Source organism: Flavobacterium profundi (assembly GCF_006491645.1).
GTDB lineage: Bacteria > Bacteroidota > Bacteroidia > Flavobacteriales > Flavobacteriaceae > Flavobacterium > Flavobacterium profundi.
The window spans coordinates 32,841-45,404 of the sequence record NZ_VDCZ01000019.1 but is presented as its reverse complement, the minus strand read 5'-3'; the positions used below and the strand labels follow the sequence as shown (position 1 = coordinate 45,404).

Sequence of the window (12,564 nt, the reverse complement as noted above, 5' to 3'; positions counted from 1 at the left end):
ATAACAACGAAAGAATTAAATCAAATCTAAACAAAATGAGCCCGATAAAATATCGAGCTCATTATTATCAAAATTAAGTTTAAATTTGTCTAACTTTTTGGGTGCAGTCTAGATTAGGCTCTTTTTTTATGTAAAAATTAATTATAATCCATTATTCTACAACTAATTTAGCTGTATATAGCTTTCTTGAATGTATTTTTATGATATACACCCCTTTAGCCAAATCTTGAGTGATTAAAGAATATTTATTGTTGTTAATATTATGGGTTTTGTATAATAATTTTCCTTGTAAATCAAATAATTCGATAGCATCTATTGGATAATCACATTGTAAGATGGTTTTATTTTGGTTATTTGTTGGATTAGGAAACATACTAATCCCTTTATCAATAGCAAAAGCCTCTTTATCCAAAGTATCCATCATTTGAAAAGAAACACGATTAGAGACTTCGTTGTAAGAATCATTAGTAAACATTACTATATAATAATTACCTGCTGTAGAAGGCATATTTTCTGAAGTTATGGTTGCACTACCTTCAGCAACACCATTAAAATACTGATAACTTATTAAAGGATCACTATTGGGATCGTCTCCTTCATTATAAATACCCAACCAATCTTTTACAATTCCTGGAGCATCTGTCCAAGACGCATTAATTTGTTCTCCTAAATCATAGACAGGACTATCAATCCATAGTTCCGTTACCAAATCACCAACTTTAAAAAAGACTTTTTCTCCAATAGCATTATAGCTATCTTGAATATAATACTGAGCATAGTAGTATCCTTTAGGTAAATTACTAAAGGTTTTACTACCATTAATAGTTGTTACATATTGCCAAGCAGCAGCAGGTGCATCTCCTGCATCGATTCCCATCTTATAAATACCTATCCAGTCGTTTGAAAGGTTTGGCCCATTGGTAAACGAAATAACAACCTCTTCTCCTACAGCATATTCTTCTAGATTAGAAGTTAAAACAGGAATAGCACCCACATAGAAATAGACTCTATCAGCAACTTCTGTATACCCATCATTTTCAAAGACTGCTGCAAAATAACGACCACTTTGAGTTAATCCAGAAGTAAAGTTGGCCGTCCCTGTAGCCGTACCATTTGTATATTGCCACATTTGAGAAGCTGGTCCACCGGGTGTTTGACCCTCTTTATATATACCAATCCAAGTGTCATTTGCTGCTGGTACATTTACATAATTCACTGCGATGGCTTGGTTATTTGCATAAGTAAATGTTGGGCTGTCGATTGTAATTTCAGGGTTAGCAACATTACTATTAATGACATCAAAACGCACCACATCACTCCATTCTGACCATTCTAAATTTCGATCACGATAGCGAAGTCTGGCATAATGAGTACCATTATCTAACGAATTAGACAGAACATTAATTTTGGTTATATCCACTCCTAAATTAATATTTACGGTAGAATCGGTTTGCGTAGCATATTTACCGAATAGATTTTCATAATCGCGATAATATTCTTTCTCTAACGTATTGAAATCATTAAACTTAGAAATTTGAAATTGAGATGTATTTAAGAGTTCGTTTTCAGAAGTTGCAAAGTTGCTACCTTCTAGTACGATTGGCAATTCGATAGGTTGTGAAAAAACATTGGTTATACTTGGTTTTTCAGGAGCATTTTTATTTTTGTAGCGATGAAAAGTATCCATCAACTGGTTGTTTTTCCATCTAAAGATACTTCCGATGGAATAGCTTTCCACATCCATTTTCCCATTGATTACGTCGATATCAACAATTTGGTACATCCAATTACTGATTGTTTTTTGTACATCTTCAAAATCTTGTTCCGTAGACATTGACCAATATTGATCCCAAGCTGTTCCACCAGAGATAATTTGATAAGCTGGAGCATTTTTTAATTGCCCTCTATGATACAAATGATGGTGTGCTCCAATGTGCATAATATATTTATCTGAAGTAGTTAAAAGGGGTACAGCGGTTTGCCTTACCCAATTAGATATATCTCCTACATATTGCTCCGCTTGATAGGGACGATGGCTCAAAGAAAAAATCCAATCAACAGTTGGGTCATTTTCAGCTGCAGCAAGCACTTGTTGCAACCAAGCATATTGAGTGGCTCCTGTATGTTCTGAACTCATACTAATAAACAAAACATTCCCAGCTTGTTGGGCATAATAATTTTCGGTATTAGAAGAAATGCCTTGGTAAGACAGTTCACTCATAAAAAAATGACTGTAATACGAATTCATTCCAAGAGTACCATAGGTTTCGTGATTACCAACTGTAGTTTGAATTGGAATATTACCTGATAAACCCCTATTCTTTTTAAAATGTACATGCTCATAATGGTCTAAAGTACCAACATCTACTTGGTCACCCACCATAAAAGTCATGGCAATATTATCATCAGGAGATAGCGCATTTCCCCATTTTTCTTTAATCTTTCGCTTTGCAGCTGACACTAACGAATCATAACGTGGTTCATTTTTTAATTGATTATCACCCATAATTAAGAAACGAATATGACCATCAGCAGTAGCAGCTTCACCAGGATTTGGCAATGTCTTAAAAGAATACACTGCCGATTCGCTAGCACCCGTTCTGATTTTATAATAGTATTTTGTATTAGGCGTTAAATTAGTCAGTTTAGCAGAATGATAGTAGTAATTTCCAGGATAACCAGAATCGGTAAAAATATTGGTGTTACCCGTTAACGTTACATTTAAGTTTGCGGCATCTAAACCATATTCTACAATTGTTTCAGAATTAGCATCCGTTTTCCAACTTACATAAATTGAATTTGGAGTTACATTTTGCAGATAAGGATACACTATTTGAGAGAACCCTGAAAATGTGATAAAGAAAAAGAATAAGAAAGTAGTTTTTTTCATAATAGTTTGTTTATAAGCTATTGCAAAACTAAATCCATCCTTCTTCTTAGTTGTTTTTATAAAGTTATTTAATAATAAAGCTTATATTAGAAAATTGATAAGATTGTTAAGTATAGGTTAATCTTGAAATCAAAAGAACGATTTTATTTCATTGACAACCTTATCTAAAGCTGCATTAAGCGTATCATTTTTTCGAGACAACACATATACCGAAGTACTTGGCATTTTAGGACTATCCCAAAGCATTTGAATATTACCTTCGTTTATAAAAGCTTTGGCATTGATATTCCAAACGATTGCTAAACCCGTATTCCTAGATAATGCTGTAAGCAATTCGTTTTCAGAAGGAATGATATAATTTGAAATTAATGTGGGTCGTTTTTTATCAAAAACATGTAACCAAAATAATTTCACATGTGGAATACGTGCATCATAATTGTACCATTTTTGTTGGTTTAACCATTGCTCAATGACACTATAGTTTCCGACTTCTATTTCCTTTTTACAAAGAGTTATATCTAAATCAGGGCTTGCAACAATAATTTGTTTCATGGTACCCAATTCTTTTTGAATGGTATCGAAGGTGTCAAATTTCTTGGTAACTATTGCAAAATCCACCTTTTTTGCATCTACTAATTGAAATAATTCGTCATTTTCGGCAAATGTGAAATCGATAAATTCAAAATGCGACAATAATTGGTTCCCAATGCTTAAAAACAAATGTTTCGAGATACCAACAGAAACCAATTGATTGGAGTTGAAAGCCTTTTCACGAAATCCGTTTTCTACATTTTCCAATCGATCCAAAGCTTCAATAATGAGATTATTGAGTAGTTTGGCATATTCTGTAGGTTCCACTCCTTTGGATTTTCTGTTGAATAGTTTATACCCAACATGTGCTTCTAACATGGCGATTTGCTGACTTACTGCGGGTTGGCTAATAAAAAGTTCTTTGGCAGCGTTGGAAAAATTGCCATTTTTATATACTGATTTAAATGTGCGATACCATTCTAAGTTGACCATGATATAAAATTATTTATTACAAACATAATTTAAATTATTTTTACTAATACCATTTTAGTTGTAATTTTGATAAAAAATTTAAAAAACATGAAACATATACTTGCTACCTTATTGGTAATTTTAAGTTTGGGTTGTAAAGAAAAAGAAACAACAACTCAAGAAGAATCAACAGTACAAACAACAAAAAAAGAAACTATGAAAAAAGTATTATTTGTATTGACCAGTCATGATGATTTAGGCAATACTGGAGAAAAAACAGGATTTTGGATTGAAGAATTTGTTGCGCCTTATTATGAATTAGCCGATCAAGGAGTGGAAATTACTTTAGCTTCGCCAAAAGGAGGACAACCTCCAATTGACCCAAGAAGTTCGGATCCTTCAAATGCTACCGAAGACACCAAACGTTTTGATAATGACGAAGCCTTACAAGAAAAACTAGCACATACCCATAAATTGGAAGATGTAAATCAAGCTGATTATGACGCTGTTTTTTACCCAGGAGGCCATGGCCCGCTTTGGGATTTAGCGTCTAGTGAAACTTCTCAAAAATTGATTACTTCTTTTTATACCAATAATAAACCAATTGCTTTTGTTTGTCATGCTCCAGGGGTTTTAAAAGATGTAAAAGTTAATGGTGATTATTTAGTAAAGGATAAAAAAGTAACCGGGTTTACCAATGCTGAAGAAGAAGCTGTAGGTTTAACCGATGTAGTTCCTTTTCTTTTAGAAGATGCCTTACAAGCAGATGGTGCTATTTATAGTAAAGGAGACAATTGGGCACCTTATGCTGTGGAAGACGGCTTGTTAATTACAGGACAAAACCCAGCTTCATCAAAATTAGTCGCTCAAAAATTATTACATCAATTAAATTAAGTTACAAATGCAAAATTTTGAATTATATAACCCTGTAAATTATGTATTTGGTAAAGGCCAAATAGAAAAATTAAAAAATTTAGTTCCCGAAAACACCAAAATATTAATCGCCTATGGAGGGGGAAGTATTTTTAAAAACGGTGTTTATGATCAGGTAAAAGCTGCTTTATCCAAATCATTTAAAGCTAACCATATAGTAGAATTTGGAGGTATTGAACCCAATCCAAGATACGAAACCTTAATGAAAGCCGTTGCTGTTATTAGAGAAGAAAAAATTGGATTTATTCTGGCTGTAGGAGGGGGAAGTGTTATTGATGGCGTGAAATTTATTTCAGCAGCCGTACATTATGAAGGCGATGCAGCAGATATCTTAAGAAAACGCATTTTATTTAAAGACGTTTCACAAGTAATCCCTTTTGGAACTGTATTAACATTACCAGCTACTGGTTCCGAAATGAATTCAGGAGCCGTGGTTACGATTGAAGCCACACAAGAGAAATTGACATTGGGAGGAAGTGCTTTATTCCCGGTCTTTTCCATTGTTGACCCAACCGTTATTACCTCTTTACCAAAAAGACAATTACAAAACGGAGTCATTGATGCTTTTACACATGTAATGGAACAATACTTAACCTATCCTCATGATGCGATGCTTCAAGATCGAATTGCAGAAGGTATTTTACAAACCTTAATAGAAATTGGTCCAGATGTAGTAGAAAATCCATCCGATTATAAATTAGCCTCCAATTTTGTTTGGAGTGCCACTATGGCATTGAATGGATTGATTCAAAAAGGAGTGCCATCTGATTGGGCAACTCACATGATTGGACATGAATTGACAGCGTTGTATGAAATTGATCATGCTCGTACTTTGGCGATTATTGGTCCCAATTTATACCGTGTGATGTTTGACACCAAAAAAGAAAAATTAGCCCAATATGGTAAACGTGTATGGAATCTTACAGGAGATTCTACTGAAGCGATTGCAGAAGAAGCGATTGAAAAAACGGTAGCTTTTTTCCATACTATGGGAATGAAAACTAAGATTTCAGAAAACACCGATAATTATGAAAACACAGCCGACTTTATCGTGAATCGATTTGAAGAGAGAGGTTGGAAAGCTATGGGTGAAAAACAGAATATTACTCCAGAAAAAGTAAGAGAAATAGTAGAAATGAGTTACTAAACAATTTCATTTCTTTACAAAAAAAGCCAGATGTAAACCGTTCATCTGGCTTTTTTATCTTATCAACTGAAAAAAAGAAAATACTCATTTCTAAGTATTTTTAAATGACAGTCATTTTTTATATTTGTTTTAAGCTCTTGAATGCGAGTTATTTTAAAAAACAACAAACAAATAAATAATTATGACAAATTCATTAAGTTTTGACAAAACCTTGATGACTTCCTTAGAGACGAAGATAAAAGTCGAAAAATGGAAAGAATCATTAGATGCTTACAAAGCCGATCAGTACAAAGCGTCATTTTTAACTCTTTTAGATTATATCGACACCGATATAAGAAAGCAATATGGAAATGCTGGAGAGACTTCCTTTAAAATTCCACATGGATCTATTGTGGTTGAAATTGAAATAACCGACACTTTATTAAAAATTAAAGCCCCTTTTTTAAAAGTTGGGAACACACATAAAATACCTGTTTTCAGAAGAATTGCAGAGATTAACTTTTCACCCTTAAATTTAGCTCAAATCCGTTATAATAATGACGAATTAGATTTTTATTACGAAGCTCCTTTACATTTGTGTGAACCGTACAAAATCTATTATGTTTTAGAAGAAATTTGTCATAAAGCAGATAATTATGATGACGAATTTAAAGCTGCTTTTGATGTAGACTCTTTACATGAGCCTAAAATAACTCCTTATAGCTCAGAAGTATTAGAAACCATTTGGAGTACATTTAACCGATTAATTGCAGAAGCAGAGCACTATTTTGAATATTTTGATAGAGAGCGAATGAGTTATTTTAATTGGGATGTAATTAATATAACACTAAAAAAAATAGACTATTGTATGTCTCCTCAGGGGAAATTACGAACAGATGTAGAGCGAGAAATTGTTAATTTGAGCTCGCAAGACTCTATTACCATTAAAATTCAAAAAGGAAAACAGTTTTTACAAAGTTTAAAAGCCATTTCAAAAGAAGCCTTATTGGAAGATTTTTATATTGCCGAAACTTTTATTCCTATCAAATCGAGAAGTGAAATTGAGCATTTAAAGAAGAATTTAGAACATACTTTAAAAGTTGCTAGCGAAGAAATTCATAAAGGAGACCAAATTGGTGCAACCTTTACCTTACTTTTAAGTTTTTACGACATGTTGTATTACAATATGGTTCCTAAAGAAGTATCTACAAAAACACAAACTACTCTTGAACAAGCAGCGAATCAACCTTGGAAAGAAGCGGCAAGCATCTTATTTAAAGGGATGACCGCTATTATGAACGAACAAGAGTTGCCTTTTCAATCGGAACAACCTAAGAAAAAAGGCTTTTTTTCCAATTTATTTAACTAAGAAATTATGCAAACATTAGATAATCTTAAAAACGCTACTTTTAAAATTCTTACTTCATCTTCAACAGGAAGTGGTTTTTATTTTAAAAATGAAGATATTATTATTACCAATCATCATGTAGTACAAGGCTATAAAAAAGTAGCTATTGAAGATGCCAATCAAAATAGAACTTTGGCAAAAGTAATTCTTATTAATCCAGACATTGACATTGCCGTTCTTAAAACAGAAGCACCTCTAACTATTGAAGATTCTTTTTCAATCAACAGTTCCTTAACTTTAGCTACACGTCAAAAAGTATATGCTTTGGGGTATCCATTTGGAATGCCATTTACGATTACCGAAGGAATTATTTCCAATCCAGAACAACACATGAACGGAAAGCATTTTGTACAAACGGATGCCGCTATTAATCCTGGTAATAGTGGAGGCCCATTGGTTACAGAAGAAGGATTTTTAGTTGGAATTAATTCCTCCAAGTTCAACAATGCAGACAATATGGGTTTTGCTATCCCAGTAAAAGAAATTATTGCCGCAATTGAAAGCGTAAGTTCGAATACCAACCATCAGTTTTCGTTACAATGCCCTTCTTGTCATGCCTTAACTTATGAACCTGTTGATTATTGTAATAATTGTGGTTCTCAATTATTAAAAGATGAGTTTATGGAAGAAGAATTAGGAGATTTAAGTAATTTTATTGAGCAAGCAATTTCAGAATTAGGCATCAATCCTATACTAACAAGAGCGGGTTATGAATATTGGAATTACCATCAAGGAAGTTCTGAAATTCGTATTTTTATTTATAAGAGAGATTATCTGTATGTGACTTCACCTATTAATAGCATTCCAAAAGAAAATTTACTCGATTTATATACCTATTTAATTTCTAGTGATCACAAACCATTTAAACTTGGCATTTATCAAAATAACATTTTCATTTCTTATCGTGTTCATATATCTGATATTTTTAAAGATGAAGTAAGTCAGAATGATGTAAAAGACAAGATTAAAGAATTAGCTTTAAAAGCAGATGAAATGGACGATTATTTAGTAGATGAATTTAATTGTCCGATGTCTACCTACGCTAAAAAAGATTTAAGAAGATAACAGAATAACCTCATTCTTGTTTTACTACACGAATGGTACTATTTGTAAAATTTGATTCCAATTTAAGAATGTAAATACCTTTCTCAATTTCAGAGAAATTAATTTGAAACACCTCTTGATTTGGAATCATTTTTTGTATGAGTTGACCCAAAAGAGTGTAAATCTCAACCTTTGTTATGGTGCTTTTCGCTTTAACATTTAGAAAATCTTGTATTGGATTTGGATAAATTTGAATTATATTCTTTTGAAATTCAGTAGTACTTAAAGCACCTACTTCAATATTCAGTACAAAACTACTAGTTCCTTCTGTATTAGATATCGTAACCGTATAATCTGTGGGCGGACTAACAGTTGCAGGTGTTCCCGAAATGGCTCCCGTTGCGCTATTAAAAATTAACCCTGTAGGCAAACTAGGAGAAATGGTATAATTAAAATCATAATACGTGGTCTTTTTTATTTTATGATTCCCATAATCTGTTATATATAGGGTTCCAGTTTCGTCAATTGCAATACTAGAAGGGTTTTTTAATTTGGCTAAAAGCAACTCATCATCATGGTCACCTAATGCACCCGAACCGCAAAAAGTACTTACAGTTCCTGTTGTATCAATTATTTTGATTTTATTGTTGCCATAATCTGTTACAAAAAGAGTACCTGATACATCTATGGTAGAAATTGTTGGATTTTTAAATTTAGCAACAGCTACATCACCATTTATATCTCCTGAACCGTTACCCGCTATTGTAATAACTTGACCCGAAGGAAGTATTTTTTTAATCCTATGGTTTCCATAATCTGTAACAATGATATTGCCCAAACCATCTAAACAAACTCCAGTTGGACTATTAAATCTAGCTTGGCTACCTATTCCATCTAAATTTCCAATTACACTTCCGGCAAGTGTTGAAACTACTCCCAAAGGAGTAATTTTACGTATTCTATGATTATAATAATCTGCAACGTATATATTATCTTCACTATCAATGGTAATTTCATCTGGATAATAAAATTTTGCCGCAGTACCTACTCCATCTTGAAAACCACCCACACCACTTCCTGCAAAGGTAGAAACTATTCCATTTGTATCAACCTTTCTAATTTTGTGATTGCTTTGATCACATATAAATAAATTCCCATTGGAATCTTCTACAATACTTGAGGGGAAATTAAAAGTCGCTATTTCAGCGGGGCCATCTAATGAACCCATCACTCCACTCCCTACTAAATTAGAAACCAAGCCATTGGAATCAATTTTTTTTATTTTATGATTGCCTCTATCCACAACCAAAATCGCATTATTATGGTCTAAAATTGCAGTTGTAGGGAAATTAAATTGAGCCGTCGTTCTATCACCAACCGTGTCTCCTTGTAAACCAGTTCCTGCATAGGTTATAATTCCATAACCATTAGGAATTGATCCACCTGCATTAGTAGGTAAAAGAGGAGTAATTGTTTCATTAACAGAAAAAATATTAGGTGTAGGATAACTAATATTAGGTGCTTGAGCAATTGCAAGTAGACTTTTAAAAAAAATAAGAAATAAAATGTAATTTATTTTCATAACACCCTTGTAACTAAACAAAAGTAAAACAAAAAAGCGTTCAAAATACAATTTTGAACGCTTTTAACTAACCAACCAAAAACTAAATAATTTAACCCAAATTATTTAAAAATATATCTATAAAACGTACTCGGTCAAGATTAAATTGCATGGAAAAAATTAAAAAAATGTTAAAGTTACAAAGTCCTTATGTATTCTTAGTTTGTAAGGATTTTATATATTAAAAGGAATTCTTTACCTTTGGATTTCCTAAAATAATAATCAATGGAAAAACCAAAATTTGCTGTCATTGGAGGAGGAAGTTGGGCAACAGCTATTGCAAAGATGTTATGTGCAAATCAGGAAAAAATTGCATGGTACATGAGAAGTACTTATGCATTAGAATGTATAAAACATCAAAAACACAATCCAAACTATTTAAGTTCGGTAGAGTTTGACAATAATAAATTATTTCTAACCAATGATATTAATGAAGCAGTAGCATTTGCAGATTATATCATATTTGCCATTCCATCTGCTTTTTTGAGTGCTGAGTTAGAAAAATTAACTGTTTCCCTTTCAGATAAAATAATTTTTTCAGCTATCAAAGGTATTGTTCCTGAATCGAGTTTAATTGTTGGGGAACATTTTAATACAAAATACAATATCCCTTTTGATAATATTGGTGTCATTACAGGTCCTTGTCATGCTGAAGAGGTCGCTATGGAACGTTTATCGTATTTAACAATTGCGTGTAATGATCGCGCCAAGGCTAAATATGTAGCTAAAAATTTAAGTTCGTATTATATCAAAGCCAAAACAACTGATGATATTATTGGTACCGAATACGCTGCTGTGCTGAAAAATATTTATTCTATTGCTGCAGGAATTGCTCACGGTTTAGGATATGGAGATAATTTTCAAGCCGTTTTAATGAGTAATGCCATTCGAGAAATGAAAAAATTTATTCGAAAAGTACACCGAATGAAACGTAACATTAATAATTCGGCATATTTAGGAGATTTATTGGTAACTGGTTATTCTGTATTCTCTAGAAATAGAATGTTTGGGAACATGATTGGCAAAGGATATACTGTGAAATCGGCTCAAATGGAAATGAGTATGGTAGCAGAAGGATATTATGCAGCAAAAAGTGCCTATTTATTAAATAAAGAATACAAGGCAGATACACCTATTATTGATGCTGTTTATCGCGTTCTTTATGAAGGGAAAGAGGCAAAATCTGAATTTAGAAAATTAACTGAAAAATTAAATTAAATTTTAACTTTTCATTAGAATATTAAAAAAATAAACCTATATGCTTGATTTATAGTAATATAGGTTTTTTTGTTTTAAAAAACAGAACAAACAAAAAATTGATTATCAGATAGTTATCCCGATTTCCCTTGGAGTTAAAAATCAAACTTACATTCGCAAACCAAAATATAAAAACATGGATTCATTAATTCAACATCCCGTTATAATAGCTGTTTTTACCATTGTCATTTTAGCAATGTTAGTTTTAGATTTAGGAGTGTTGAACAAGAAAAGTCATGCCATAACCAGTCGAGAAGCTGCCTATTGGTCCATTTTATGGATTTCTTTATCCATGGGCTTCAGTGCTATCATTTATTACTATTTAGGTTTTGAAAAATTTTCCCAGTTTCAAGGAGCCTATTGGATTGAAAAGGCGTTATCTGTAGATAATTTATTTGTTTTTATTTTAGTATTTGGCTATTTTAATGTAGGCAAAGAGCTACAACATAAGGTTTTATTTTGGGGCGTAATTGGAGCATTAGTTTTTAGAGCTATTTTTATTTTTACAGGGGTTTGGCTTTTACATTATACTAATTTACCTGAAATGGAATTATTTGGCCAAACCGTTACTATAAATTATTTACTCACTATTTTTGGAATTGTACTTATAGTAGCCGGAATAAAATCTTGGTTTAGTACTAATTCTGATGATGGTGACCAAGATTTTTCAAAAAGCCCTGGAGCGCGCTTAGTACATCGCTTTTTTAAAGTGAGCCCAAAATTTGATAGCGACAAATTTTTTACAATTCAAAACGGTGTAAAAATGGCAACACCTTTATTAGTTGTTCTTGTAATTATAGAATTTACCGATTTATTATTTGCTGTAGATAGTATTCCTGCCATATTTGCCATTGCACCAGAGGATCCTTTTATATTATATACTTCCAATATTTTTGCCATTTTAGGATTGCGTTCGTTATACTTCCTACTCGCTAATTTTATGTATATGTTTAGTCGTTTACATTATGGATTGGCCATTATACTAGCTTTTATTGGAGTTAAAATGATTATCGCACCTTTTTATCACATCTCTTCTTTAGTTTCTTTAAGTGTAGTAGGTGGTATTTTATTAATTTCAGTGCTTTGGTCCCTATTATTTCCTAGTAAAGATTAGTTGATAACGTCACTTTTTTACACAGGTAACGGTTACATTTCAATGTTTTTACACAATTTCTTTTAAAGCTAAAAAATCATAACTATCTAAAAAACAAAAACTTAACATTTATAGATCTACTCTTTTTTGTATTGGCACACTTTTTTCAATTAGTTAAGCAACTAATAAA

9 protein-coding genes are annotated in these 12,564 nt (G+C 32.3%); 6 read left to right on the top strand and 3 right to left on the bottom strand.

The window, feature by feature from the left end; genetic code table 11:
* Positions 1-151 precede the first annotated feature (151 nt).
* A complete protein-coding gene (locus FHG05_RS17705; RefSeq protein WP_140999450.1) occupies positions 152-2,890 on the bottom strand; it encodes a fibronectin type III domain-containing protein in 2,739 nt (912 codons plus the stop codon).
* 129 nt (positions 2,891-3,019) lie between these two features.
* Entirely contained in the window at positions 3,020-3,913 is an 894-nt protein-coding gene (locus FHG05_RS17700; protein ID WP_140999449.1) for a LysR family transcriptional regulator, read from the bottom strand.
* Between the two features lie 87 nt (positions 3,914-4,000).
* On the opposite strand from FHG05_RS17700, the gene FHG05_RS17695 reads away from it, so the two are divergent.
* The 4 genes from FHG05_RS17695 (at position 4,001) to FHG05_RS17680 (ending at position 8,424) form a co-directional block, all read left to right on the top strand.
* Positions 4,001-4,786, top strand: a complete 786-nt coding sequence (locus FHG05_RS17695) for a type 1 glutamine amidotransferase domain-containing protein (protein WP_181369194.1) — start codon at positions 4,001-4,003, stop codon at positions 4,784-4,786.
* 7 nt (positions 4,787-4,793) lie between these two features.
* Positions 4,794-5,972 (top strand): iron-containing alcohol dehydrogenase, encoded by a 1,179-nt coding sequence (locus FHG05_RS17690; protein ID WP_140999448.1) that lies wholly within the window; start codon positions 4,794-4,796, stop codon positions 5,970-5,972.
* A 181-nt stretch (positions 5,973-6,153) separates the two neighbouring features.
* A complete protein-coding gene (locus FHG05_RS17685; protein WP_140999447.1) occupies positions 6,154-7,320 on the top strand; it encodes a hypothetical protein in 1,167 nt (388 codons plus the stop codon).
* A gap of 6 nt (positions 7,321-7,326) precedes the next feature.
* Positions 7,327-8,424 carry a trypsin-like peptidase domain-containing protein gene (locus FHG05_RS17680; RefSeq protein ID WP_140999446.1) on the top strand — a complete coding sequence of 366 codons (1,098 nt, stop codon included), beginning with the start codon at positions 7,327-7,329 and terminating at the stop codon, positions 8,422-8,424.
* A gap of 10 nt (positions 8,425-8,434) precedes the next feature.
* Here FHG05_RS17680 and FHG05_RS17675 read toward each other — a convergent pair whose 3' ends face one another.
* The gene (locus tag FHG05_RS17675) at positions 8,435-9,985 is read right to left on the bottom strand and encodes a T9SS type A sorting domain-containing protein (RefSeq protein ID WP_140999444.1); all 1,551 of its coding nucleotides are present in this window, start codon (positions 9,983-9,985) and stop codon (positions 8,435-8,437) included.
* Positions 9,986-10,249: 264 nt separating this feature from the next.
* Between FHG05_RS17675 and FHG05_RS17670 the strand changes: the two genes are divergently transcribed.
* Both FHG05_RS17670 and FHG05_RS17665 read left to right on the top strand, forming a co-directional pair.
* Entirely contained in the window at positions 10,250-11,242 is a 993-nt protein-coding gene (locus FHG05_RS17670; protein WP_140999443.1) for an NAD(P)H-dependent glycerol-3-phosphate dehydrogenase, read from the top strand.
* Positions 11,243-11,417: 175 nt separating this feature from the next.
* Entirely contained in the window at positions 11,418-12,395 is a 978-nt protein-coding gene (locus FHG05_RS17665) for a TerC/Alx family metal homeostasis membrane protein (RefSeq protein ID WP_140999442.1), read from the top strand.
* Positions 12,396-12,564 lie beyond the last annotated feature (169 nt).